Consider the following 25,317-nt stretch of genomic DNA (forward strand, 5'->3'; position numbering starts at 1 on the left):
GAACTTTTTATACATCTACCATTAGGTAGTTTGTTACACGACTTCAAACATATATTTAATATCCTGTTTTAATAATTGCTTTTCAAAATTACTTGGAAATTGCTTTTCAGTTATAAGGTAATTAAAGCGACTCAAATCACAGATTTTAAATCGACATCTAAGTCCTAATTTACTGCTGTCAACAAGCAAAACAGATTGAATAGATCGGGTTAAGGCCATCCATTTACAGTCAGCTTTAATTTGAGATGTCGTTAATGCGCCATCTTCAAGATTAAAACCATCAGCGCCAATAAATGCCAAATCGATAACCTGTTCAGATAGATACTTCATTGATTGTGAGTTATAAATGGCTGCACTAGACGCTTGTATCTCACCAGGGCAAATAATGGTATTCACTTCTGGATGGGAAGATAATTCAAGAGCAACGTGTAAATCTGGAGTAATAACTGTAATAGGAACATTGATGTTCAATGCAAATTCTCGCATTGTTGTGCCTGCATCAATAAAGATCACCATTCCTGGTTGCAATAATCCTGTTGCAATTTTACCTACCTTCTTTTTTCCTTCTGAAAATCGATTTTGCTTGATGTTATATAGAGGAGTACCATTTAAAAAACTCCTCTTTATTTCACCACCATAAGATACTTTTATTAGGCCTTTTTCTTGCAAAAGCTTTAAATCACGCCTAATACTCATATGCGAAACGGAAAATAGCTTAGATAATGAATTGATATTGGCAACATCATATTCATCTAAGTACTCTAAAATTCTTTTGTATCTCGGTAATTCTTGTTTCATAGTTAATTTCTCGATTAATTTGAGGGCATTGTAGTAATAAGATAATTCACAAAATGTTAATCTTTTAACACTTTCACAACCAAGTTTAACAATTGTGATCCCAATCAAACTTTCACTTTTTCATCGTAAGTATTTTGTGAATCATCAAAATTATTTTTCATTTTATTAGTACAATTTCTAAACATGTTTAATTCGTTGTTGACAGAATTAATTCAATTAAATCAATTTATAAATAAGGATAATTGAGATATGACCACAAAATCTGCAAACCTTTTGACACTTAAAAGTGAAACTTTAAAAATGGCGAAACAAGTTTTAAAACAAGAAGCAGCTGCAATAGAGGATATTGTTGATACCATCAACGAAAGTTTCTTTAATGCTGTCGAGTTAATTTTGAATACGTCAGGAAGAGTTATCGTAACTGGAATGGGAAAGCCAGGATATATTGCTCGTAAGCTTTCAGCTACATTTATGAGTACTGGAACACCATCATTTTATTTACATCCAGCTGAAGCAATCCATGGTGACTTAGGTAGCCTTACTAAATTTGACACCATTATTGCGATATCAAATAGCGGAGAAACAGCCGAGATTCTTAATATTTTATCCACCATACAAAAAATTAACATTCCACTAATTTCAATTTGTGGTAATCCTTCATCGACGTTAGCCCGATTTGCAACATATAATTTAGATGCGCATATAACTAATGAAGCATGCCCATTAAATTTAGCGCCAACTACAAGTACTACTGTCCAATTAGCATTAAGTGATGCTTTAGCAATTTCAGTTATGAACGCTAAAAAATTTACCAAAAATGATTTTGCTTTTTATCATCCTGGCGGAAGTTTAGGGCAAATTCGTTTAATGACTGTTAAGCAATTGGTAGAAAAACATAATAGACAGGTATCGATTACTGCTGAAAAATCTATTTCTGATGCCATTTTTGTGATGACTAATTCTGGAATAGGTGCAGTTGCAATAGTAAATAAGGAAAATGCATTACTTGGTATAATCACTGATGGCGATATTCGAAGACAGCTAAAGACTTATCCAGATTTATTAAATATTAATGTTACTCAGTTAATGATATCAACACCTGTAACAGTTGAACAACACCAAACAGTATCAGATGCTTTAAATATAATGGAACAACACAAGCCAAGACCAATAACAGTTTTACCGGTACTTGATGTTAATAAAAAATTCATAGGTATGATTCACATAACTGATATATACCATTAAATCGTGTCATTTTTTATCATAAATTCATTAGCAACAAAACTAAGATGTAGAAATGAATACTCGAAAATTTGCCAATAAATCGTTATTATATTATTTTTACTAGTCAAAGGTTGTGATTATGATTGTTGTTACTGGCGGTGCTGGGTTTATTGGGAGTAATATCGTTAAAGGATTAAATGATCTAGGGCACAAAGATATTTTAGTGGTAGATGATTTAACTGATGGTACTAAATTTTCAAATTTAGCCGATTTAGATATTGCTGATTATATGGATAAAGATGAATTTATAGCAGAAATAATATCTGGCGAAAATCTTGATATTGAAGTTATTTTCCATCAAGGTGCTTGTTCATCCACAACAGAATGGGATGGCAAATTTATGATGGAAAATAATTATAATTATTCTAAGGATTTGCTCCATTATTGTTTAGATTTTGATATTCCTTTTTTATATGCATCCTCAGCTGCCACTTATGGTGGTCGGAGCGATAATTTTATTGAAGAGCGTTCCTATGAAAAACCATTAAATGTTTATGGTTATTCAAAATTCTTATTCGACCAATATGTCCGTGAAATATTACCACAAGCAAATTCACAAATTTGTGGATTTCGTTATTTTAATGTTTATGGTCCACGGGAAAACCATAAAGGTAGCATGGCTAGCGTCGCATTCCATTTAAATGAACAAATCAATAAAGGGGAAAAACCTAAATTATTTACTGGAAGTGATAATTTTAGACGTGATTTTATTTATGTTGGAGATGTCGTTGAGGTAAACTTATGGTTCTGGAAAAATAATGTTTCTGGCATCTTTAATTGTGGAACTGGACGAGCTGAATCTTTCCAATCAGTAGCTGATGCAGTTTTAAATTATCATCAAAAAGGTGAAATTGATTATATTCCTTTCCCAGAACACCTGAAAGGACGTTACCAAAGCTTTACTCAAGCTGATTTGACTAAATTTAGAAAAACAGGATGTCCAATTGAGTTTAAAACAGTTGCACAAGGTACAACTGAATATATGAAATGGTTAAACGAGCAATAAGAGGAACAACAATGAAAACCCTGATTATTGGTCCATCTTGGGTTGGTGACATGATGATGTCACAAAGTTTATATCGCACTTTAAAGCATCTAGAGCCAAGTATTGAAATTGATGTAATGGCACCAGCTTGGTGCCGTGCTTTATTGAATAAAATGCCTGAAGTCAATCAATCAATTGCTATGCCAATTAATCATGGGGAGTTTGCATTAACTAAACGTTACCAGCTAGGAAAAGAATTACGTCAATACGACCAAGCAATCATTTTACCTAACTCATTTAAATCAGCACTGATTCCTTTCTTTGCTAAAATTCCTAAACGCACTGGCTGGAAGGGTGAGATGCGTTATGGTTTATTAAATGATATGCGCATACTTGATAAAAAAGCTTTTCCATTAATGGTCGAACGTTATGTCGCCCTTGCCTACCCTAAACAAGATATCCATTCAGCAAAAGATATTCCTCAACCAATTTTATGGCCAAAACTGAGTGTTGAAAAGGATGAGGTTGAGCAAGCATTATCAAACTTTAATATTCCTACAGATGTTCCTTTAATTGGATTTTGTCCTGGCGCTGAATTTGGCCCGGCTAAACGTTGGCCTGATTATCACTATGCTGCATTGGCTGATTTGATAGTAAAACAACATGCTAAAATTATTATCTTTGGTTCAGAAAAAGATAAAGCTGTTGGAGAACAGATTATTGCCAAAATGGCGCATGGTGATCAGTGTATTAATCTTGCTGGCCAAACAAAATTAGAACAAGCGATCAACTTGATTGCGGCATGTAAAGCAATTGTCACTAATGATTCAGGCTTAATGCATGTTGCAGCTGCACTTGATAAGCCTTTAGTTGCACTTTATGGACCAAGTAGCCCTGATTTTACTCCCCCATTATCAAATAAAGCTGAAGTCATTAGACTCATTACTGGCTACCACCGCGTCCGTAAAGGTGATAGTGAGCAAGGTTATCATCAAAGTCTAATTGATATAAAACCCGATCATGTTTTTGAAACATTGATGAAACTTATCGTTCGCTGTGAAAAGAGTAATTAATTATGCGTGTATTGGTTGTTAAAACTTCATCAATGGGTGATGTGTTGCATACTTTACCGGCTTTAACCGATGCCGCCAACAATCTACCAAATATTACATTTGATTGGGTAGTTGAAGAAAACTTTTCACAGATTCCAAGTTGGCATTTTGCTGTAGATGAAGTTATCCCAGTTGCAATAAGGCGTTGGCGAAAAAACTGGTTTGCTAAAACGGTTCGTCAAGAACGCCACCAATTTATAGAACATTTAAGACGACAACAGTATGATTGCATCATTGATGCACAAGGTTTAATAAAAAGCGCATTTTTAATTACTCGTAAAGCGCGAGGTATTAAGCATGGCTTAGATCGACAAAGCATCAAAGAACCCATCGCTAGTTGGTTTTATGATGTTAAACATCATGTCCCTAAACAGATGCATGCCATAGAACGTGTTCGGATGCTGTTTGCTAAAAGTCTTAATTACTTGCAACCTGATTCAATCGGTGATTATGCTATTGCTCGTCATTTCTTAACTGCATTACCTGATGATAACCAGAAATATTTAGTATTCCTTCATGCTACTACTCGCGACGAAAAGCACTGGACAGAAGAAGCATGGCGAGAATTAATTAAATTAATTCAACCAACAGGACTAAGGATTAAACTACCATGGGGAGCTCCTCATGAGCAAGAACGGGCTTTACGCTTAGCACAAGGATTTAATCACGTTGAAGTATTACCAAAGCTTTCTCTTAACGAAATCGCAACGGTTATTGCGGGTTCAAAAGCTGTAGTGTCAGTAGATACAGGATTAAGCCATTTAACAGCGGCACTAGATCGTCCTAATATAACTTTATTTGGAAAAACCGATCCAAACCTAATTGGAGGATATGGCAAAAACCAACACAGCATCATTTCAAAAGATAAAACGATGCAATCAATCACATCCAATGAAGTTTATCAAATGTTAACTGCGTTTATTTAAATTGTATTTGAGTTTCAATAAATAGGAAGATAATAATATGAACAAATATCATGAGCTAATTCGTGAAAGATATGCTCAAATTGGCAGTAATGATTTAGGTTATATTGAAGATGCGTTAGGTGCGGTAATGATGGTACTTAATGAAGTAGTCGATAATCAACTAGTACCGCAAGATCTAAGAGAAAAAGCCGCATACGCTGCAGCTAATCTCTTAATAAGTGATTATGATGTTAAATAACGGTCGGAAGATTGATTATAAAACGTGTAGACAGATCATCTGATTCAACATAAATATGACCTTTATGTGTATCGATAATCGATTTTACAATAGCCAAACCAATTCCGGTACCTGAGCTATCTTTGTTATTTCGATGACGCGATTCATCAACTCGATAAAAGCGGTCAAAAAGATGAGGTAAATGACGACTTTCAATCTTTTTACCAGGGTTAGAGATGATAATTTGAATTCGTTTTTGCGTGAGTTGACCCAATTTAATCTTAATTGTTTGATTTTCAGGGGTATAACGAATCGCATTGGAGATGATATTACTTATCGCCCGCCCTAACATCATTTTATCGCCTTGAATATGAGAACAATTACCTTCAAGTTCAAAAGTAATATTTTTCTCATCAGTCAAAGGTTCAAAATATTCACACATTAAACTAATCATCGAATGTAAATCTATATCGATAAGATTAGGTACTAGCTGATGATTATCGGCTTGTGCTAAAAAAAGCATATCCGAGATCATCTGAGACATTTTTTCATACTCTTCTAAATTAGAATATAAAATTTCTCGGTACTCTTCTGTAGAGCGCCCATTATTTAAAACAATTTGCGTTTGTGTCGTTAGATTTGTGATTGGTGTTCGCATTTCATGGGCAATATCTGCGGTAAAATTGCGTTGTCGTTCAAAGACATCTTCCATTCGATGAAGCATATTATTAAACGCCTTAACCAAACTCACATATTTTACAGGAACCGAAGCTGTTGAAATACGATAATTTAAGCTTTTCATATTAATTCGTTCAATTTTTTTAATTAAACGATTAATTGGTTTTTGTGTGTAATAAATGGAAATTAACGATCCAATCAATGCTAACACACAAGAAATAGCAATTAGTAAACCTAATCCATTTCTCAATCGATTTATAAATTCAAGCTGTAAATTGCGCGCTACTGCAACTATTGTCGTATATTGACGCCCTTCATCCAGTAGAACTCTGGAAGCACCGATACGATAAGATGATTTATCGATATTCCAAATCGCCGTACTATTTTCGGTAATCAATCGTTCAAAATCTTCTTGTGATAAAGCAATAGATAAATTAGGACCACGAGTGCGATACACAATTTTTCCTGAATCATCAATGATATAAACAAATAGATGATGATGACCGGTCAAAATGAGTAGTAGATTTTGAAAGAATTCATCTCGATTTTCATCGGGTGAATAATAGGTAAGTTCACGTTCAATTGAGGTAATAACTGAATTCAATTCCGAAACATTTTGCTGAATTGAAATTTTTTCAAACGTATGTTCAATAAGATAACTGAAACAATAAAGTAGCCCGCAGGTTAGCAGGCATACGATAAGTGGTATACGAAACGATATGAAGTTACTCTGCTTCATCCAAGACATCTAATTTATATCCCATTCCACGGACTGTATGAATTAATTTAGGTTCAAAATCGGCATCGATTTTGTTCCTCAATCGCCTAATTGCTACATCAATTACATTGGTATCGCTGTCAAAATTCATATCCCATACTTGTGAAGCAATAAGGGATCTTGGTAAAACTTCTCCGGGATAACGTAAAAAATATTCTAGTAATAAAAATTCTTTATTCGTTAAATCAATTCTTTTATCACCTCGGGTTACTGTTCGTTTAGGTAAGTCCATAATTAAATCAGCAATGCTTAATTGATAATTATTGACTTGTGGAACGTTTCGTCTTAATAAGGATTTAATTCTTGCTAACAATTCAGCGAAAGAAAAAGGTTTAACTAAATAGTCGTCTGCGCCTAAATTGAGTCCTTTCACTTTATCTTCAACACTTCCCATTGCAGTAAGTAAAATAATTTGAGTATCTTTCCCTGCTTCACGCAAAGACTGTACAATTTTCCAACCCACAATATCAGGCAGCATTACATCAAGAATAATCAGATCATAATCTTCAGTCATTGCTCGATGATAACCATCGAGTCCGTTATCAGTAAGATCTACAATAAATCCTGATTCAACTAAACCTTGACGAAGATATTCACCGGTTTTTTGTTCATCTTCAACAACTAACAATTTCATATTGAATATTCCTTAATGTTTTATCAGGTTATCGAAATTGCATAATGCAGTTATAGGATATATTAGGAAGTCAAATGACATCATGACATTTCAGTGACTATTTTGTAATTTTGCAGTCATTAAAACGTCTGTTTAGGTTTGCTATAGTAGCACCACAATGATTCATGAGGCTAGACAGTATTGTTTCATTGTTTTATTTCCTTTCATCCATTCCTTGCAATTTAATGCAGCCCTAGTTTATCTAGGGTTTTTTTTTGCTTTTTAAACCACTTAATATGAAATAATTGGAATAAAACAGTTAATTTGGCATAAAATTTATCTTATTTAAAACAGATTAACCGTTTTTGAATATTATTGATATTCCTTTTTACGTAATACAATACCTGTTTCAATATGATCAGTATAAGGAAATTGGTCAAACATAGCAAAATGTTCTATATAATGCGTTTGTGTAAGTTGTTGCAAATTATCTTTTAAAGTATAAGGATTACATGAAATATAGACAATTCGATCATAACTTTGAATGATATTAATCGTTTTATCGTCTAATCCCGCTCGAGGAGGATCTACCAACACAGTTTGACAATGATAATCATCTAAATTAATACCATTTAATCGATTAAAATCCCTCTCTTTCCTAATGGCAGAAGTAAACTCCTCAGCAGATAATCTCACAATAATTAAATTATCAATATTATTGATTTTGATATTATGTTGTGCTGAATAGACGGAAGCTTTTGCAATCTCAGTTGCTAAGACTTTATTAAAATTTTGAGCCAATGCAATAGAGAAATTACCGTTACCACAATAAAACTCTAGAAGATCACCTTTAGACTCTTTAGTTACCGAAACAGCCCATTCCAACATTTTTATATTGATAGCCGCATTAGGTTGAGTAAAACTGTTTTCAACTTGTCGATATTTAAAAGTCTTATCAAATATTGGTAAAACCTCATCAACATAATCGGCATCAATGGCAATTTTTTGATTACTTGCTCGACCAACCAGATTAGCATTAATCCCTAGTTCAGCTAATTGTTGTTTTAAACGCTCAGCAGCAATTATCCATTCGTCACCTAATTTTTTATGATACAAAAGTGTTATTAATAACTGCCCACTAAGTGTAGAGAAATAATCAATTTGAAAAAGCTTATGACGCAAATTATCGTTATATTGAATTAAAGGTAAAATCGACTGCATTGCCTTGTTAATCAGTTTTGAAGCAATAGGAAAACTATCTATTCTGACTCTTTTCTTCTTATCATACATTATATGATAAAGCTCATCACCATTATGCCAAATTCTAAATTCAGCACGCATTCGATAATGACTAATAGGTGAAGAATAAGTCACTAACTCGGGTAATTGAAAATCAGATAATATCGTTTTTAAATTGATTATTTTATTTTGTAACTGCTGGTTATATTTATCGTTCGAAAAAGATTCTGTCATATTTATAATTCGACCATCAATTTTGATAAAGAGTGAATAGTATTTTATAATTTCTAAAAATCATAATTCTATCATAATCCCCAGCTTATGATAAGCTCATACGCCAGTAGTTGCCTATCAAATAAAGCGTCTGCAATTAAAACAATTTTTACTTTCATATAATATGATTGGTTGCTGATAAAGATTGTAGTTATAGCGATTGCCGTTATAATGTGGGGCAAAATGATAGATTAGAAGAGCACTATGACAACGCAAACTTTCTCTGATTTACAGTTAGATGATATTTTAATTGAAAATCTGCAAGCGCAAAACATTAACGAACCCACAGTAATACAAGCACAAACTGTCCCTGTAGCCCTAGACGGTAAAGATGTTCTAGGATCAGCTCCGACAGGAACCGGTAAAACATTGGCATTTTTAATTCCAGCAGTACAACATCTGCTTGATTTTCCGCGTCGAAAACCTGGGCCTCCAAGAATATTAATCTTAACCCCCACTCGAGAATTAGCTATGCAAATAGCTGAACAGGCAAAACTACTAACCAAGTCAACACACTTGAGTATAGCCACGATTACAGGTGGAGTTGCTTATATGAATCATGCCGAAGTTTTCAGCAAAAATCAGGATATAGTCATTGCAACAACCGGACGTCTATTACAATACATTAAAGAAGAAAATTTTGATTGTCGTGCAGTTGAAATGCTCATTTTGGATGAAGCCGATCGCATGTTAGATATGGGGTTTGCTCAAGACGTTGAAACCATTTCAGCTGAAACACGCTGGCGTAAACAAACATTATTATTTTCAGCAACGTTAGAAGGAGAAGGTTTACATAGTTTTGCTAATCGAATTCTTAACGAACCTATTGAAATCAATGCAGATCCTTCTCGAAAAGAACGAAAGAAGATTTTACAATTTTATTATCGTGCTGATGATTTAACACATAAAGTCGCGTTGTTAACTCACTTATTAAAGCAGAAAGAAGTTAAAAAAACTATCGTCTTTGTTCGTAAACGTGAACGTGTACATGAATTGGTTTCACTGCTGCATCAAGCTGGAATTCATAGTTGTTATTTAGAAGGAGAAATGGTTCAAGCCAAACGTAACGAAGCCATCAAACGGATGAATAACAACACGGTCAACGTACTGGTAGCAACTGATGTTGCTGCTAGAGGGATAGATATTAACGATATTACCCATGTTATAAATTTTGATGCACCTAAAACGGCTGATGTTTATCTACATCGAATTGGTCGAACCGCTAGAGCAGGGAAAAAAGGTACAGCAATTATGTTGATTGAGGCACACGATAATGAGTTATTACAAAAAATTGAACGTTATATTCGTGAGCCTATCAAATTAAGAACAATTGATGAACTACGCCCAAAAACCAAAGCACCTAAACCAGTAACAAAAAAGAAACCTTCGCAAAAAGCTAAACAGAAAAATGCGGCTAAAAAGCAAGAAGAGACTAAAAAGAAAAAGCTAAAACAACGTCACCGAGACATTAAAAATAAGGGAAAACCCAATAAAACGATAATTAAAACCGAATAATAATTTATTTACCATAGGTTAAACTTATGAAATCAATTGCTGATAACGACTTGGCGTATTGGCTAAGATTGATATAATAAAACGCATATTCAGTATATACATTAGCTACACAAGGAAAAAAATTTTATGACATTAGTCACTCGTAAAGCACCAGATTTTACTTCAGCAGCAGTACTAGGTACTGGCGAAATTGTAAATAATTTTAATTTAGCTGAGCATATTAAAGGTAAATATGCCGTAGTATTTTTCTGGCCTATGGACTTCACTTTTGTATGCCCATCAGAAATTATTGCATTTGATCACCGTTTAGAAGAGTTCAAAAAACGTGGTGTCGAAGTAATTGGTGTCTCAATGGACTCAGAATATGTTCATAATGCATGGCGTAACACACCACAAGATAAAGGTGGTATTGGAGAAGTGAAATTCCCTATCGTTGCCGATATAAAGCATAGCATTATGCAATCTTATGGTGTTGAACATCCTGAAGCTGGTGTTGCTCTTCGTGCATCATTTTTTATTGATAAATCAGGCGTTGTTCGTCATGAAACAATTAATGATTTACCAATCGGTCGTAACATTGATGAAATGCTACGTATTGTTGATGCTTTCCAATTCCATGAAGAACATGGCGAAGTTTGCCCTGCTCAATGGACAAAAGGAAAGCAAGGTATGCAAGCAAATCCAAATGGCGTTGCTAGCTACTTAAAACAACACGCTAATGAAATCTAAGTTGAGAAACAAGCTATTATAATTAGCTTAGAAATATTTTGAAAAACGCAAACCGGAGAACAACTCCGGTTTTTTTATGTTCAAACGCGAACTACAGTCAGATAACGTTCATATAGTATTTAAGTTATTATCAACGCAATATGTTTATATTAATGCCCGCTAACATTTGAAAATAAGTTAATAATAACCACACCAAATATAATAAAGCCCATACCAATTAATGCTGCTAGATCTAAAGATTGCTTCATAAAAATCCAAGCTATCAAACTGATAATAATAATCCCGATTCCCGACCAAATCGCATAAGCAATACCGACAGGAATAGTTTTTAAGGCCAATGAAAGAACATAAAATGACGCGCTATAACCAATAATAGTAATTATTGAATACATTAAATGCGTAAAACCGTTAGAAAGCTTTAATGAAGAAGTTGCAATCACTTCACAAATAATCGCAATAAAAAGTAATAGATATGAATTCATATTATGACTCATAAGTTAGTTGAAATAAAATGAAGACTCGCCATAAATCTTAGTGTAAAAATGATCTATACAAACTCAATAAACACACAATTCAGGAAAAAATAGAATAAATGCTGGGGTATGAGGGATCAGAAAAGAGCTATTAAAAAAATACCCATTAAACATATAACGTTTATCATCCACTCAATACCTTGATGTAATATATCACTCCTCAATAATAAAGTAAAAAGTTAAAAGAAAACGGATTACTTTTTAGTATATTACTTTTCGAGTGATGAGTCCCTTAAAGTAATTATCAATTTTCATTGATTTATACACTTGATTCAGAACTTTTTATAATCAAACTGAACTATTTAATAGGTTACTCAGCACAACAATTGCTCATTATTTTTGATAAAATACAAACACTTAACCAAAAGATTTTAGTAGTCTATTCAATCTCATACATTGAAAAAATTGTTCAAGTTCAATTAAATACCTGCACTTCAATTAGCATTCAATACTCTTATCTTATCAGCATCATCTCAAAAAATGATTCAGCTATTAAGTAAACACAAAATGCTTAATAATGAAATAATTAAGCTAACAATGATAAATCCAATTAAAAATTTACCAACTTTATAATAAAATCTATTTTTTTGATTTTCCCGCTTCTTTCTATTGAAACAAAGCAAAAAAATACCTATGAGAAGAATCGGTAAATAGATATACCAAAAATAAAACGGTGCAACTATTAACAGAATTAGAATTGCTTGGCCTGTAGTTAGTGAAAACATTTGAAATTTATATACTTAAATAATTATAACGTGTTATTAAGAATCATAACAAATTTATGATTCAACTTCATAAAAGAGAAATAGTATATGTAACGCCTTAATAAATCAATAATTATTTTCGAAGAAGAATTATCATCTTATTGGATAAATCTGGTGAATGGTGGGTTGTGAGGGGATCGAACCCGCGACCAATTGATTAAGAGTCAACTGCTCTACCGACTGAGCTAACAACCCATTTAGTTAGTGGGGATATTCTATATAACTTTATATTCTAATGCAAATCCTCTATTCTCAAATTAATATAATTGTGAGAATGAAAACTCATTTACAACTAAACGGTAACATGTAAACCAACGATACCGATAATAATCACACTCAGACCAAATATTCGAGTGAAATTCTTCGGTTCATTGAAGATGAGCATATTAGCCAAAACCGCACCCGAAGTACCTAACCCTACCCACACTGGATAAACTATACTTAAATCCAGATACTTGAGTGAAAAATAAAATAGTATAAATGAAACAAAAAAACCGCCCCAATAAAACATTAATCGCAACAAGCTTTTTTGTTGCGAGTATAGCTTAAGACCTATAGCGCCAATAACTTCGAAAATTGCAGCAGTTAAAATAAATAACCATCCCATATCTCAATCCAAATTTTACTTAATTAGCTATCAGCTCGTTTTAATTGCACAACACCAATGATAATTAATGCTACAAAAAATATTTCAATCAGTTTAATTTGTTTGCCAAATACAACCATATCAATCAGTAATGAGCCAATCGCGCCAACACCAGAAAATATTGCATAGACAGTGCCTGTAGGAATAGTCTTACATGCATTAGTTAAAAACGTAAAATCAACAATAATGACTAATACAACAATTACCCAATGCCACCACTGGCTCGCAGTAGTAAATCCAAATACCCAACACAATTCAAAAAAGCAGGTGAGAACAACAAATGCCCACTCTTTATTCCTGCTGTACATAATGACCTCATTATTTTTTTATTTTCAATTTAAATTGCTTAATTTCATCTTTTCATTAATGGACTTAACGAAAAAAAAGACGGTTCGCAAACTAAAACATTTGCCACCTAAAGATTATGATGTTTATGCAGAGAAACAGTTCAACCTTATATATAATATCGATAGTTTCTGAAACACTTTAATGCTATTTCTTACTATTTATTAACAATTCTATAATGACGGATGAAAAATGGCAAGCCTAGAATTATTGATAATTGTATGCTTTTAAATAACTTTCTCAAAAATTGAGAGAAAATCCGAAATAAAATTAATCCATTTAACTTAAATCAATTACCAAAAATGATAACTTAATATAGCTTAGATCCTATCCTTAAACCCAGCAAATGATCAATCTTACTCAACGCGTAATTGACGAATAAAATCTATCTAATTTTAAAAAAAAGTTGAGGAAAGGGGTTTTTTTTCAATTAAATCAATATAGAATACGTCGCTTAGTATTTTAATTCATTTTAAATCAAAATAATTCAAGTACTTTAAGTGTAACTTATTTAATATTTATATTAGAAAATAAGTCAGATAAATCAAAAAGGAATAGACAATGTCAAATAAATCGGACAATGAGTTTAAAGTCGGAATAAAGGCCTATGTGTCACTAGTTGTTGCCATACTGTTTTTTTCCGGGCTATTTTATAACGTGGATGGAAAAGCTTGGTTAGGTGCATTTGATTTTACCAGCTTAAGTGGTAAGTTTGGTACGATGCTTCACCCTGAAAAAAATACTTTTGTTGGTGAAGGTGGAAATAGCGCCAGAGCCGGCTTTATTTTTGCCTTATCACTAATACCGACAGTGATGCTTGCGTTAGGTGTTTTAGAAATTTTTACCCATTACGGTACAATTCGTGCTGCTCACAAACTATTAACTCCCCTTCTTAAACCTATTTTAGGGGTTCCTGGTAAAACGGGTCTTGCGTTAATTACTGATTTACAAAGTACTGACGCTGGAGCCGTATTAACTAAAGAGTTGTATGATGAAAAACAGATCAGTAAAAAAGATCTTATCATTATCAGCGCCTGGCAATATTCAGGAGCAGGCTTAATTAATAACTATTTTTCTATTGGTTCTGCGCTTTTCGCTTCAATGACTGTCGCAATATTTACACCATTGGTCATTATGATTGTATTGAAATTCGTTGGTGCGATTTTAGTACGCATGATTTTAAATTCAGTTTATAAAAAGGATTTTATCAATGAATAACTCAACCAATCAAAAACAGACTAACAATCCATTAGATATTTTCGTTATTGGTGCACGCAAAGGCTTCAATATTGCAATAAACAATTTAATGCCTAACATTATTATGGCATTTGTTATCACGGAAATATTAAAAAGATTAGGTTTGATGCAATTAATCGGTGAAGTATTTGCACCCGTTATGGGGCTATTTGGTTTGCCGGGTGAAGCTATAACTGTATTGTTGACCGCTTGGCTATCAGCTTCAGCAGGTACGGGTGTTGCTGTAAATTTAATTTCTGGCGGTATTTTAAGTGGTGTTGATATCACGATCTTAGCACCAGCTATCTTCTTAATGGGCTCACAATTACAATATATGGGACGTTTATTGGGTGTTGCTGATGTACCTAAAAAATATTGGCCACTATTAATGCTTAACAGTATAGTTAATGCTTTAATTGCGATGATCATCATGCGATTTATAGTGTGATAAAGGAGATATCTATGTCTAATGTACTTGAACATTACCACTATTTACATCAAATTCCTGAGTTGGGTTTTGAAGAATTTAAAACCTCAGCCTATATCGCGGATAAACTTGAAGCTGCTGGCTATAAAGTAACACGAAACATTAACAATACCACAGGAATTGTTGCTGAATATGACAGTGGAAAACCCGGTCCAGTGTTAGCATTACGAGCTGATATGGATGCTCTAGGTCATATCATTGATGGTGAACACTGTGCGAGACACACTTGTGGACATGACGGTCACTCATCAATGTTATTAACTGCAGCCCAAGAACTCATTAAAGAAGGTAATCTAAAAAAAGGAAAATTAAAACTAATTTTTCAACCTGCTGAAGAGTTAGGTTCAGGTGCTTTAGCCATGATAGAAGGCGGTGCTATTGACGATGTTGATATGATCATTGGCTTACATGTACGTCCTAAAGATGAATGCCCAAAAGGCTTTGCATCAGCTGCCATGTTTTATTCAGCCTCAACGACAGTTGAAGTAAATATTCATGGTATTCCTGCTCATGGTGCAAGACCACATTTAGGCGTAAATGCATTAGATGCTGCAACTATGGCAATTCAAGCTGTGAATACTATTCATCTAGCGCCTAGCTTAACTTATAGCGTGAAAGCAACGCGTTGTATATGTGATGCAGGTGTAACGAATGCTATTCCATCAGAGGCCTATGTTTGTTGGGATTTAAGAGCCCCAACTAATCCTGCCATGGATGATTTAAAAGCAAAAACACTTAAAGCAATCGAACTCAGCGTTGCATCAATTGGTGCTAAAGCTGATATCAAAGTATCAAAAGAGATACCAGCAGCTGAAATTGATGATGAAGTCACAAAAATTATTGCTGAATCTATTATAGATGTGCTTGGCAAAGATGGATTAAAAGATCCTATTTTTACCCCAGGTGGAGAAGATTTCTTCAATTATCCTCGTGAAAGAGATGTAAAATCAGGTTTTTGGGGATTGGGTGTTGACTTAATACCAGGTCTACATCATCCAGATATGACTTTTGATACATCAGCATTAGAAAATGGTGTAAAAATCACTAAAACTTGTGCTTTAAAAGTTTTGGGTTAAGTAAATTATTCCGCCGAATATTTCGGCGGTTTCTTGAAAGGCTTATAATGATTTACGATAGGCCACAATATCATCAATTGTAACTACTGGTAACTGATGCTTTTTAGCAAATTCGACAACTTGTGGTGCTCTAGCCATTGTTCCATCATCATTCGTTAATTCACAAATTACTGCTGCTGGTTTAAAGCCCGCTAATGAAACTAAATCTACAGAAGCTTCTGTATGACCTCGACGACTCAAGACGCCATTCTCTTTTGCGACTAATGGAAAGACATGGCCTGGGTGATTTAAATCACTTGGTTTTGCATTATCTGCAACCGCAGCTTTTACCGTAGTGACTCTGTCCGCAGCCGATACGCCAGTTGTTACGCCTTTCGCAGCTTCAATAGTAATAGTAAAAGCGGTCTGGTTTTTACTGGTGTTGTTAGCAACCATCATTGGCAACTCTAATTTATCGCAAAAAGATTGTGGCATACATAGACAAACTATACCACTTCCATATCGAATCGTTAGCGCCATTTGTTGTGTTGTAATTGTTTGTGCAGCCCAAATAATATCGCCTTCGTTTTCGCGATCTTCATCATCTAGCACTAATACGCCAGATCCAGCTTTGATTGATGCGATTGCTTTTTTGACACGCTCGATGGGTGTTCCGAATTCATTTAAGTTAAACTGATTCATGGTAAATACCTATCCTGTTTTATTAAACTAATTATATTTATTCTTAATTAATTTGAATTCATTAAGTTATAAATATATTAAATACCAGAATCAGGGCAAGTGCTTGACCATAGTGATTTTGCTATAGCGCAAATATAGAAAAGATAAGCTACTCTCTTTCATCCAGACTTTAACTGTCGGCTTTGGAATCTCACCAAATCTGCTAGTCCTTAATAAAATCTATTTTATTAAGCGCTCGTGGGCTATACCACCGGTGGGGAATTGCGCCCCGCCCTGAGAATTTTTTGTCAGTGAACTGACATCAAACACTATAATATAATTCAATAAAAAAAACACGTATATTTTATGAGGATAAATAAATTGCCGCATAAAGCGGCAATTTTTGATGAGGCAATTAATGCATTCGAATTTCACGCAAATGCCGTTTTTCAGCTCGACGCATCCAAAGCCATGAAATGAAGCCAATAATACCAACAATTAATAAAATAATTGTCGCTAAGGCATTAACTTGAGGGTCAACCCCTAATCGGACTTTAGAAAATACCAGTTTTGGTAACGTCATCGCACCTGGCCCTGTCACGAAATTAGCGATAACCACATCATCAAGTGATAAAGTAAATGCCAATAACCAACCAGATACAAGAGCTGGAGCAATCATAGGTAACGTTATAATGAAAAATACCTTTAATGGATTTGCACCCAAATCTAATGCAGCTTCTTCAATTGACTTATCTAACTCTCGTAATCTTGCGCTAATAACAACTGTCACATAAGCGGTACAAAATGTTGCATGAGCGAGCCAAATAGTAATTGCACCTCTTTGTGTTGGCCAACCAAGTACTTGTCCCATTCCAACAAATAGCAATAGTAATGCCAAACCGGTTATTACATCTGGCATAACTAGTGGTGCCGTTGTCATAAACGAAAACAAATTAGATCCTCGGAACCGTCTATATCGTATTATGGCGTAAGCAGCTAAGGTACCAAGTACAATTGCTAATGATGCAGCACCAGCAGCAATAGAAAGGCTCAATCCTACCGCTTTAAGTAAGGCTTCATTATGGATCAATTCAAAATACCATTTAGTTGAAAATTCAGACCAAACAGTTACAAGTCTTGAACTATTGAAAGAATAAACAATCAAAATGATCATCGGTATATATAAAAAGGAAAACACTAATAATAGAATTAATCCTTTTAAAAATTTACCTAGCAATGATATCGTTACAATAATTGTCAAAATAAGACTGAAGACAAAACATCCCACATATAAGCTACTACTACTTAATAAAGCAAATCCTGAAATCAAAACCGATAGCACCAATGAACCTAAGAATGCGGAGATAAAAACAATCAATGCTGATCGCACGATTAATGGTAAATTATTCATTTATTTACCTCCCATTTGTCGGTTTTGGAATTTGTTAAAGTAATAGATAGGGACAATTAATATCAATAACATCACTGTTGCGACAGCTGATGCAGCTGGCCAATCGTGATTATTAAAGAATTCAGCCCATAGTTGAGTACCAATCATTAGACTATCTGAAGGCCCTAACAGTTCAGGGATTACATATTCCCCAACCGCTGGAATGAATACCAACATGGCTCCAGCAATAACACCATTTTTAGTTAATGGTACGATAATCCTAAAGAAGGTTTTGATTGGCTTACAGCCTAAATCTAATGCTGCTTCAATTAGGGTTGAATCGACTTTACTTAATGATGTGTAAATTGGTAACACCACAAACGGTAAGTAAGAATATACAATACCGATATAAACAGCTAGATAAGTTTTCATAATGATTAGCGGTTGATCAATAACACCTAACCACATTAAGAAATGATTTAACAAACCATTAGGATTCAATATTCCAATCCACGCATAAACACGAATTAAAAATGATGTCCATGATGGTAATATAATCAACAATAATAAAATATTTCGAGTAGATGGTTTGCATTGCGATATAGCCCATGCTAATGGATAACCAATCAAAATACATAATAATGTCGAAATTGCAGCCACTTTCAATGACTGTAAATAGGAGTCTAGATAAATAGTATCAGCTAATAAATTTAGATAATTACCAAAATTTAAAACAATATTTACCAGTCCATCTTCATAACTAAAAAGTTCAGTATAAGGAGGAACGGCTATCGCCACTTCCGAAAAGCTGATTCTAAATACGATTAAAAATGGTAATAAAAAGAGTAACAGCATCCAAAAATAAGGAATCGCGATAACTAACAAACGACCATATAATGTCATTAAGTCGGAATCATCACGTTGTTGTCGCATCTTTTTATAAGCATAATAGATAGCAACCAAACCGACTAATTCAGGTATATATAAAATACTACCAGCTATTATCAACCGATAAGCAAATTTAGATGGTTTATAATGCGCTAAATATGCACCTAAACATGATAATAAAAAGCTTAATACCATTGATGTAAATAACGCATCTAAAAAAAGATTGTCAAATGCATTTGTTGTTACAAAACGTAAATAAATACCGAGTAACACCAAGGCATTTAATAACAAACCCCATATAATGGATCGCATCAATATATCCTCTTGTGTTTATTCAGTAAGCACAACACAACTATCGATTTCCCAACTAAGGTTGACAATATCACCCCAAGTAGGCATACCTTTACGATAGCGATGTTCGTTTTGTAGCTGTGCAATAATTATCTGACCACTTTGCAATTTTACGTGGTAAATTGAAAGATCGCCTAAATAAGCAATTTCAACAACTTCACCTGTTGCAACGTTATAGGCATCCTCAGCAATTTCATCACAAAGTTTGATTTTTTCAGGTCTTAAGGCAACTTGAATAGGAACCCCTTCGACAGCGGGTGAATCATAATCAACTTTTAAAGAGTGCTTAATCATAGGACAACTAATAATTAATCCATCTTCTAATGTTTCTTGTAAAATGCCATCAAATACATTTACTGAACCGATGAACTCAGCGCTATAACGACTATTTGGATGCTCGTAAATCTCTTCAGGCTCACCAATTTGCACAAATTGACCTTTGTTCATAATCGCGATGCGCCCTGCCATTGTCATCGCTTCTTCCTGATCATGGGTTACCATTACACAGGTCGCACCAACTTGTTCTAAAATGCTAACCACTTCAAGTTGCATACGATCACGAAGTTGTTTATCCAAAGCGCCCATCGGTTCATCTAATAATAGAAGTTTTGGTCTTTTGGCTAGACTTCTTGCTAAAGCAACTCGTTGTCTTTGACCACCAGATAATTGATGAGGTTTACGTTTACCAAATTGCTCCATATGCACAAGCGCTAACATCTCTTCTACACGCTGTTTAATGTCGCTTTTAGCTAATCTATCTTGTTTAAGACCAAAAGCAATATTTTGCTCAACCGTCATGTGAGGAAAAAGAGCATACGATTGAAACATCATATTAATTGGACGATTGTAAGGAGGAACTTGCGATAAATCCTTACCATCTAAAATAATTTGTCCGGATGTTGGTTGTTCAAACCCTGCAAGCATACGCAATAAGGTCGATTTACCACTACCCGATGCACCTAATAAGGCAAAAATTTCCCCATCATAAATGGTTAAATTTACATCATCGACGGCATAATAGTCGTCATTAAAAACTTTAGTTAAATTTTTGATCTCCAATAATGGAGTTATCATCTTTTTTTTAGGCTGTACCTGATTTGTTGTTTTATCGTTCACACTTTTTTCCTCATAACAACAAGCCAAAAAAAACGAGACGGAAAGGTTATTAAACCTCTCCGCCTAGAATATATAAGTCAATAATTTGACGTTCAAACGGCTATTTACCCGTTTTAAGTTTTGTCCATGTGCGAGTAATCACACGTTCAAGCTTAGGATCTTTTACTGTAAGGGTAAATAATTTTTCCATAACCTCTGGTTTTGGATAAACCGCAGGATCATTTTTCACTTCTGGTTTTACAAACTGATCGTTAGCAACTTTATTTGCACTAGCAAAGTTAACATCATTAGTTACCTGTGCAGCAATTTCTGGCTTCATAACGAAGTTTAAAAACTCGTGAGCTTCATCAGGATTAGCTGAATCTTTAGGAATAGCAAATGTATCAAAGAATACTAATGCACCTTCTTTAGGAATATGGTAGCCAATATGCACACCATTATTTGCTTCGTTAGCTCTATCACGAGATTGTAATATATCGCCTGACCAACCTAAAATTACACAAATATCACCGTTAGCTAAATCAGTTATATATTGTGATGAATGGAAATAACGAATATTTGGTCTTACTTTCTCTAACAACTCGTAAGCGGCACCGGTATAATCTTTCGCATCAGTACTGTTCGGATCTTTACCTAAATATTTAAGTGCACTCGCAAAGATTTCAGTTGGCGCATCTAAGTAAGCAACACCACAATCTTTAAGTTTTTCCATATTTTCAGGTTTAAAGACTAGATCCCAACTATCAACTGGAGCATTATCACCAAGACGTTCTTTAACTTTATCAATGTTATAACCAATACCTGTCGTCATCCATACATAAGGAATTGCATATTTATTATCAGGATCATGGTTTGCCATTAATTTCATCAAATTAGGATCAAGATTTTTCCAATTTGGTAATTTACTTTTATCTAATGGTAAATAGATATCAGCTTTGATCTGTCTTGCTAAAAAACTATCAGAAGGTGAAACGACATCAAAGCCAGAATGACCGGCCATTAATTTACCTTCAAGTGCTTCATTAGAGTCATACACATCATAAACTAATTTGATACCTGTCGATTTTTCGAAATCAGTGATAGTATCGTTACCAATTTGACCTGCCCAATTATAAAAATGCACAACGCGATCTTTAGCTATAGCAGATTGAGATAATGCTAGTGAAACACCAGCTATGATTGAAAGAATTGTTTTACGTTGAGTAAACATGCTCACCACTTCTCCTCTAGTTAGGGATATTACATGTTAGACACAAGCCCATTGTGAAACACAACGGACCCCCAAATTTTACCATTATCTTAATTAACGGCGAAACCGAGGTAATCAGGCAATTACGAGTCATTAATTGAATTAATGAGCAAGTAGAGCTAACCTTGCATTACGAGGGATAAAATACCTTTTTTTTTACAGATGTCTACATAAAAAATCAAATAAACTTAGATTAAGGACCGAATGACTATATTTTAATCAATCAGCCCTTTGTTAGCGAGCTATTAACAATTAATTAACGTTTTTTATTCGGCAGTGGCTTGCAAAACTTTTGAATCTGGTTGCCAAATTCTATATTTAACTGTTACATCGTTTGGTACATAAAATACCAATGGTAACTGACTGTTATAATTTAATAAACCTAAATTATGTCTGATTGTAACGAACTGGTTTTTGTTAGCACTTTCAGGGCAAGCCATCATGGTTGAAAGCGTTCCTTTAACTTCTTCAACTTCGTAATAAGAATATCCCCATCCTTTAAGCTCTTTTTCTTTAATTACCCCACCTAAATTATGTGCATTACAATCTACATTCATATCTTTACCAACTAATATTTCTACTTTTGCGTTAGCTTCATCTTTTAAGCTAGGAAGATGAATCACATAACGCGTAGCACCGACTTTAGCGTTAGGATATGGCGCGATTTCATTCAATTTTTGCGCAACTTGAGGGACTTTTTGTGTATTTGCACACGCTGATAATGTTACACCCATCAAGACTAACAACATTAATTTTTTCATTTTATATCTCCAAGAAAATTGTCTAATTGATACGACATCGTATGCTTTTCAAAACATAATGCGTATAATAACATTATCTAGATTAAAGAATATGAGGTAAAAATGCCAGCAGAAAAAAAAACCGATGATTTACTAAAGCTAATTTTAAATCTATTACTGATAGGTTTACTTATAACAGTAACTTATCGAGTGATAGAAGTATTTTTGTTTGGCTTTTTTTGGGCTGTTATGGTGGTTATTGCTACTTGGCCATTAATGATAAAAATCCAACAAAAGCTGTTTAATAAACGTTGGTTATCACTGTTAGTTATGGCATTAATATTGGCATTTGTTTGTGTCATTCCTTTTCTTCTCATCATTAGTAGTGTCGCTCAAAATGGGCATTACCTTATCGAATGGGTTAGAAACCTATCTCATAGAGAATTACCTACTTTTGACTGGTTAATAAACGTTCCTATGTTTGGTGAGGAGCTACACCAAAAATGGCTCGAAATTATTAAAACCGATGGGTCGGAATTAGTATCTGATATTCAACCCTATATTGGTACAATGATTGGCTGGCTATTAGAACAAGTCACCAACATTGGCGTTTTCATATTCCATGCTGGTGTGATGATTATATTTAGTTTATTACTATTTCTTAAAGGTGAAAGCATTACTAAATATGTTTATGTTTTAGCTAATCGTTTATCTAAACAATATGGAACAACTACCGTTACATTAGCCGGTCAATCTATACGAGCGGTTGCATTAGGCGTGGTTGTCACCGCCATTACATTAGCTTTAATTGGTGGCTTAAGCTTTATTATTACCAAAATGCCATTTCCAGGCATATTAACCCTCATTTTATTCATCTGCTGTGTTGCTCAAATTGGACCAGTTATCGTAATGATTGGCTGTATTATTTGGCAATTTTGGGATGGTCATATCGTATCAGGTATTGTATTAATTGTAGTTGCCATCATATTAACCACACTAGATAGCGTAATGCGAGCATATTTGATAAAAAAAGGGGCCGATCTACCTTTCTTACTTATACTTTTTGGTGTAATTGGAGGTATTCTGGCTTTTGGTATTATGGGACTATTTATTGGTCCAGTCGTGCTAGCATTAAGCTATAAAATTATTCAAACTTGGGTTAATGAACAATCTTAAATATTGAGTTAATAGACTGAATAAAAACAGATTAATTTAAACATAGGATAACCTATGAAAAATAGGAGTGTTATTTTCTGACATAAATTGTGATATTCTACACTTTGTGTCAGTTTTAATGATATTTAAATCATGCGAATACCATTTATTAAATACAACCATCAAAAGCATCTAAATGAATTAGCAAAACTTCAGCAAAATGCTGAGCAATATCATATTGTATACGATCCAAAATCTTATCGAATTACATTGCTTGAGCATATCATGAAAGCTAAGCACCGTATCTACATTGTTGCACTTTATTTAGAAAAAGATGAAGCCGGCCGTGAGGTACTTGATGCACTTTATCAAGCAAAAACAGCGCGCCCAGATTTAGATATCAAGATTTTTGTTGATTGGCATCGTGCTCAACGTGGGCGAATAGGTGAAGATAAAGCCCAAACGAATGCACGGTATTACTATGATCTAAAACAGCAACATCCAAATATTGATATTCCTATTTATGGTGTCCCCGTTAATCGCCGTGAAGTACTTGGTGTACTGCACTTAAAAGGTTTGATCATCGATGACACCGTCATTTATAGTGGTGCGAGTATCAACAATGTATATTTACATAAACTCGATAAATACCGCTATGACAGATATCACTTTATAACCAATAAAGCGCTATCTGACACCATGGTCAATTACGTCAATGACAATTTCCTTTCAGCTGAAGGTGTGCAACGTTTAGATGTTGGTGAACATAAAACTCGCAAACAAATTAAACCAGAAATTAAAGCGTTACGTCAAAATCTTACCGACGCAAATTATCAATATGTGGCAGATACGGATAATGATACATTATCGGTCTCTCCAATAGTTGGTCTTGGGCGAAATAATCAGCTCAATAAGGTCATTCACCATTTAATAAATGTCACTGAACAAAAAATTATATTTTGTACTCCGTATTTCAATTTACCCAATATATTAGTGCGCGATATTATTCGCCTCCTAAGAAAAGGAAAACAAGTTGAGATCATTATTGGTGATAAAGTTGCTAACGACTTTTATATTCCAGAAGATCAGCCATTTAATATTTCGGGTGGACTACCCTATTTATATGAAATCAACTTAAGACGCTTTGTTGAACGCCTTCAAAATTTCATAGACAAAGAACAGTTAATCATTAGGTTATGGAAAGATAGCGATCAAACCTATCATCTAAAAGGTATTTGGGTCGATGATAGTTGGATGATGATCACAGGTAATAATCTTAATCCTAGAGCATGGCGTTTAGATCTGGAAAATGCAATATTAATCCACGATCCAAAACACGAATTACAAAAACAAATCAAACAAGAACTCGTCGCAATTCGAGAAAAAACGACTTTAGTTACACATTTTCAACAAATTCAAGCTAGCGTGTTCTATCCCAAAAATGTACATAAATTAATTAAACGATTAAGCCGAATTCGGGTTGATAGAATTATTAAACGCTTATTATAATTAACAAAGTGATAATAAATAGCTA

24 protein-coding genes, 1 tRNA gene, 1 pseudogene and 1 riboswitch are annotated in these 25,317 nt (G+C 34.0%); of the genes and pseudogenes, 12 read left to right on the plus strand and 14 right to left on the minus strand.

Annotated elements, in window-relative coordinates; genetic code table 11:
• Positions 1-33 precede the first annotated feature (33 nt).
• A complete protein-coding gene (locus J3U24_RS01040) occupies positions 34-798 on the minus strand; it encodes a DeoR/GlpR family DNA-binding transcription regulator (protein ID WP_141673957.1) in 765 nt (254 codons plus the stop codon).
• A gap of 249 nt (positions 799-1,047) precedes the next feature.
• Between J3U24_RS01040 and J3U24_RS01045 the strand changes: the two genes are divergently transcribed.
• The 5 genes from J3U24_RS01045 to J3U24_RS01065 all read left to right on the plus strand — a co-directional run bounded on the left by J3U24_RS01045 (position 1,048) and on the right by J3U24_RS01065 (position 5,343).
• On the plus strand, positions 1,048-2,043 hold the full coding sequence (locus tag J3U24_RS01045; RefSeq protein WP_267336939.1) for a KpsF/GutQ family sugar-phosphate isomerase: 996 nt from the start codon (positions 1,048-1,050) through the stop codon (positions 2,041-2,043).
• 118 nt (positions 2,044-2,161) lie between these two features.
• Positions 2,162-3,088 carry an ADP-glyceromanno-heptose 6-epimerase gene (gene rfaD / locus J3U24_RS01050; protein ID WP_065563218.1) on the plus strand — a complete coding sequence of 309 codons (927 nt, stop codon included), beginning with the start codon at positions 2,162-2,164 and terminating at the stop codon, positions 3,086-3,088.
• Positions 3,089-3,099: 11 nt separating this feature from the next.
• A complete protein-coding gene (gene rfaF / locus J3U24_RS01055; RefSeq protein WP_220224830.1) occupies positions 3,100-4,140 on the plus strand; it encodes an ADP-heptose--LPS heptosyltransferase RfaF in 1,041 nt (346 codons plus the stop codon).
• 2 nt (positions 4,141-4,142) lie between these two features.
• On the plus strand, positions 4,143-5,105 hold the full coding sequence (gene rfaC, locus J3U24_RS01060; protein ID WP_065563216.1) for a lipopolysaccharide heptosyltransferase RfaC: 963 nt from the start codon (positions 4,143-4,145) through the stop codon (positions 5,103-5,105).
• Between the two features lie 37 nt (positions 5,106-5,142).
• Positions 5,143-5,343: a YaeP family protein gene (locus J3U24_RS01065; protein ID WP_065734473.1), complete on the plus strand. Its 201-nt coding sequence runs from the start codon at positions 5,143-5,145 to the stop codon at positions 5,341-5,343.
• Here J3U24_RS01065 and J3U24_RS01070 read toward each other — a convergent pair.
• The 3 genes from J3U24_RS01070 to trmA form a co-directional block, all read right to left on the minus strand.
• Positions 5,336-6,748: a heavy metal sensor histidine kinase gene (locus J3U24_RS01070; RefSeq protein ID WP_267336940.1), complete on the minus strand. Its 1,413-nt coding sequence runs from the start codon at positions 6,746-6,748 to the stop codon at positions 5,336-5,338. The genes J3U24_RS01065 and J3U24_RS01070 overlap by 8 nt on opposite strands.
• Complete coding sequence (locus J3U24_RS01075; protein ID WP_065563213.1) at positions 6,726-7,412, minus strand: heavy metal response regulator transcription factor; 687 nt, start codon at positions 7,410-7,412, stop codon at positions 6,726-6,728. The genes J3U24_RS01070 and J3U24_RS01075 overlap by 23 nt, the downstream gene beginning before the upstream one ends.
• A gap of 351 nt (positions 7,413-7,763) precedes the next feature.
• On the minus strand, positions 7,764-8,864 hold the full coding sequence (gene trmA / locus J3U24_RS01080) for a tRNA (uridine(54)-C5)-methyltransferase TrmA (protein ID WP_267336941.1): 1,101 nt from the start codon (positions 8,862-8,864) through the stop codon (positions 7,764-7,766).
• Between the two features lie 243 nt (positions 8,865-9,107).
• On the opposite strand from trmA, the gene srmB reads away from it, so the two are divergent.
• Together srmB and J3U24_RS01090 are read left to right on the plus strand one after the other, a co-directional pair.
• Positions 9,108-10,418 (plus strand): ATP-dependent RNA helicase SrmB, encoded by a 1,311-nt coding sequence (gene srmB / locus J3U24_RS01085; protein ID WP_267330230.1) that lies wholly within the window; start codon positions 9,108-9,110, stop codon positions 10,416-10,418.
• Positions 10,419-10,544: 126 nt separating this feature from the next.
• Entirely contained in the window at positions 10,545-11,147 is a 603-nt protein-coding gene (locus J3U24_RS01090; protein ID WP_065563210.1) for a peroxiredoxin C, read from the plus strand.
• Between the two features lie 149 nt (positions 11,148-11,296).
• Here J3U24_RS01090 and J3U24_RS01095 read toward each other — a convergent pair whose 3' ends face one another.
• From J3U24_RS01095 to J3U24_RS01110, 4 genes are all read right to left on the minus strand, one after another.
• Entirely contained in the window at positions 11,297-11,629 is a 333-nt protein-coding gene (locus J3U24_RS01095) for a DMT family transporter (RefSeq protein ID WP_065563209.1), read from the minus strand.
• Between the two features lie 934 nt (positions 11,630-12,563).
• Positions 12,564-12,639: transfer RNA gene (locus tag J3U24_RS01100), tRNA-Lys, on the minus strand.
• A gap of 97 nt (positions 12,640-12,736) precedes the next feature.
• Positions 12,737-13,051, minus strand: coding sequence for a DMT family transporter (locus J3U24_RS01105; RefSeq protein ID WP_065563283.1), 315 nt, complete (start codon positions 13,049-13,051; stop codon positions 12,737-12,739).
• A 23-nt stretch (positions 13,052-13,074) separates the two neighbouring features.
• Complete coding sequence (locus J3U24_RS01110; protein WP_267336988.1) at positions 13,075-13,398, minus strand: DMT family transporter; 324 nt, start codon at positions 13,396-13,398, stop codon at positions 13,075-13,077.
• Between the two features lie 598 nt (positions 13,399-13,996).
• On the opposite strand from J3U24_RS01110, the gene J3U24_RS01115 reads away from it, so the two are divergent.
• Genes J3U24_RS01115 through J3U24_RS01125 form a run of 3 tightly spaced genes read left to right on the plus strand, consistent with a single transcriptional unit; the run spans position 13,997 to position 16,234 of the window.
• Positions 13,997-14,653 carry a nucleoside recognition domain-containing protein gene (locus J3U24_RS01115; protein WP_065734480.1) on the plus strand — a complete coding sequence of 219 codons (657 nt, stop codon included), beginning with the start codon at positions 13,997-13,999 and terminating at the stop codon, positions 14,651-14,653.
• Positions 14,646-15,119 (plus strand): YjiG family protein, encoded by a 474-nt coding sequence (locus tag J3U24_RS01120; RefSeq protein WP_065563280.1) that lies wholly within the window; start codon positions 14,646-14,648, stop codon positions 15,117-15,119. The genes J3U24_RS01115 and J3U24_RS01120 overlap by 8 nt, the downstream gene beginning before the upstream one ends.
• Before the next feature lie 14 nt (positions 15,120-15,133).
• Positions 15,134-16,234, plus strand: a complete 1,101-nt coding sequence (locus J3U24_RS01125) for a M20 peptidase aminoacylase family protein (RefSeq protein WP_267336989.1) — start codon at positions 15,134-15,136, stop codon at positions 16,232-16,234.
• Positions 16,235-16,276: 42 nt separating this feature from the next.
• Here J3U24_RS01125 and ribB read toward each other — a convergent pair whose 3' ends face one another.
• The 6 genes and pseudogenes from ribB to eco all read right to left on the minus strand — a co-directional run bounded on the left by ribB (position 16,277) and on the right by eco (position 22,649).
• Positions 16,277-16,915: a 3,4-dihydroxy-2-butanone-4-phosphate synthase gene (ribB, locus tag J3U24_RS01130; protein ID WP_220224838.1), complete on the minus strand. Its 639-nt coding sequence runs from the start codon at positions 16,913-16,915 to the stop codon at positions 16,277-16,279.
• Positions 16,916-17,061: 146 nt separating this feature from the next.
• Positions 17,062-17,200, minus strand: a riboswitch (FMN riboswitch).
• A gap of 109 nt (positions 17,201-17,309) precedes the next feature.
• Positions 17,310-18,068 carry an ABC transporter permease subunit gene (locus J3U24_RS01135; protein WP_416380372.1) on the minus strand — a complete coding sequence of 253 codons (759 nt, stop codon included), beginning with the start codon at positions 18,066-18,068 and terminating at the stop codon, positions 17,310-17,312.
• Positions 18,069-18,305: 237 nt separating this feature from the next.
• Positions 18,306-19,178 (minus strand): annotated as a pseudogene (gene potH, locus J3U24_RS01140) (putrescine ABC transporter permease PotH); the annotation flags it as partial.
• Between the two features lie 324 nt (positions 19,179-19,502).
• Entirely contained in the window at positions 19,503-20,639 is a 1,137-nt protein-coding gene (gene potG / locus J3U24_RS01145; protein ID WP_081299544.1) for a putrescine ABC transporter ATP-binding subunit PotG, read from the minus strand.
• Positions 20,640-20,739: 100 nt separating this feature from the next.
• Positions 20,740-21,849 carry an extracellular solute-binding protein gene (locus J3U24_RS01150; protein ID WP_267337023.1) on the minus strand — a complete coding sequence of 370 codons (1,110 nt, stop codon included), beginning with the start codon at positions 21,847-21,849 and terminating at the stop codon, positions 20,740-20,742.
• Positions 21,850-22,154: 305 nt separating this feature from the next.
• A complete protein-coding gene (eco, locus tag J3U24_RS01155) occupies positions 22,155-22,649 on the minus strand; it encodes a serine protease inhibitor ecotin (RefSeq protein ID WP_065563276.1) in 495 nt (164 codons plus the stop codon).
• A 102-nt stretch (positions 22,650-22,751) separates the two neighbouring features.
• Here eco and ydiK point away from each other — a divergent pair, with 102 nt between their 5' ends.
• Both ydiK and pssA read left to right on the plus strand, forming a co-directional pair.
• The gene (gene ydiK / locus J3U24_RS01160; protein WP_065734485.1) at positions 22,752-23,804 is read left to right on the plus strand and encodes an AI-2E family transporter YdiK; all 1,053 of its coding nucleotides are present in this window, start codon (positions 22,752-22,754) and stop codon (positions 23,802-23,804) included.
• A gap of 132 nt (positions 23,805-23,936) precedes the next feature.
• Positions 23,937-25,292, plus strand: coding sequence for a CDP-diacylglycerol--serine O-phosphatidyltransferase (gene pssA / locus J3U24_RS01165; protein ID WP_267336991.1), 1,356 nt, complete (start codon positions 23,937-23,939; stop codon positions 25,290-25,292).
• The last annotated feature ends 25 nt before the right edge of the window (positions 25,293-25,317 follow it).

It is taken from the genome of Gilliamella sp. B2785, from assembly GCF_026537005.1.
In the GTDB taxonomy this organism is placed as follows: Bacteria; Pseudomonadota; Gammaproteobacteria; order Enterobacterales; family Orbaceae; genus Gilliamella; species Gilliamella apicola_E.

Coding starts and splice junctions, on each gene's coding strand:
- eco (WP_065563276.1), bottom strand. CDS start 22,649: ATGAAAAAATTAATGTTGTTAGTCTTGATGGGTGTAACATTATCAGCG.
- J3U24_RS01070 (WP_267336940.1), bottom strand. CDS start 6,748: ATGTCTTGGATGAAGCAGAGTAACTTCATATCGTTTCGTATACCACTT.
- rfaD (WP_065563218.1), top strand. CDS start 2,162: ATGATTGTTGTTACTGGCGGTGCTGGGTTTATTGGGAGTAATATCGTT.
- ydiK (WP_065734485.1), top strand. CDS start 22,752: ATGCCAGCAGAAAAAAAAACCGATGATTTACTAAAGCTAATTTTAAAT.
- J3U24_RS01095 (WP_065563209.1), bottom strand. CDS start 11,629: ATGAATTCATATCTATTACTTTTTATTGCGATTATTTGTGAAGTGATT.
- J3U24_RS01075 (WP_065563213.1), bottom strand. CDS start 7,412: ATGAAATTGTTAGTTGTTGAAGATGAACAAAAAACCGGTGAATATCTT.
- J3U24_RS01125 (WP_267336989.1), top strand. CDS start 15,134: ATGTCTAATGTACTTGAACATTACCACTATTTACATCAAATTCCTGAG.
- J3U24_RS01120 (WP_065563280.1), top strand. CDS start 14,646: ATGAATAACTCAACCAATCAAAAACAGACTAACAATCCATTAGATATT.
- rfaF (WP_220224830.1), top strand. CDS start 3,100: ATGAAAACCCTGATTATTGGTCCATCTTGGGTTGGTGACATGATGATG.
- J3U24_RS01065 (WP_065734473.1), top strand. CDS start 5,143: ATGAACAAATATCATGAGCTAATTCGTGAAAGATATGCTCAAATTGGC.
- J3U24_RS01115 (WP_065734480.1), top strand. CDS start 13,997: ATGTCAAATAAATCGGACAATGAGTTTAAAGTCGGAATAAAGGCCTAT.
- ribB (WP_220224838.1), bottom strand. CDS start 16,915: ATGAATCAGTTTAACTTAAATGAATTCGGAACACCCATCGAGCGTGTC.
- J3U24_RS01150 (WP_267337023.1), bottom strand. CDS start 21,849: ATGTTTACTCAACGTAAAACAATTCTTTCAATCATAGCTGGTGTTTCA.
- pssA (WP_267336991.1), top strand. CDS start 23,937: ATGCGAATACCATTTATTAAATACAACCATCAAAAGCATCTAAATGAA.
- trmA (WP_267336941.1), bottom strand. CDS start 8,864: ATGACAGAATCTTTTTCGAACGATAAATATAACCAGCAGTTACAAAAT.
- J3U24_RS01090 (WP_065563210.1), top strand. CDS start 10,545: ATGACATTAGTCACTCGTAAAGCACCAGATTTTACTTCAGCAGCAGTA.
- J3U24_RS01135 (WP_416380372.1), bottom strand. CDS start 18,068: ATGATCATTTTGATTGTTTATTCTTTCAATAGTTCAAGACTTGTAACT.
- J3U24_RS01040 (WP_141673957.1), bottom strand. CDS start 798: ATGAAACAAGAATTACCGAGATACAAAAGAATTTTAGAGTACTTAGAT.
- srmB (WP_267330230.1), top strand. CDS start 9,108: ATGACAACGCAAACTTTCTCTGATTTACAGTTAGATGATATTTTAATT.
- J3U24_RS01110 (WP_267336988.1), bottom strand. CDS start 13,398: ATGTACAGCAGGAATAAAGAGTGGGCATTTGTTGTTCTCACCTGCTTT.
- rfaC (WP_065563216.1), top strand. CDS start 4,143: ATGCGTGTATTGGTTGTTAAAACTTCATCAATGGGTGATGTGTTGCAT.
- J3U24_RS01105 (WP_065563283.1), bottom strand. CDS start 13,051: ATGGGATGGTTATTTATTTTAACTGCTGCAATTTTCGAAGTTATTGGC.
- J3U24_RS01045 (WP_267336939.1), top strand. CDS start 1,048: ATGACCACAAAATCTGCAAACCTTTTGACACTTAAAAGTGAAACTTTA.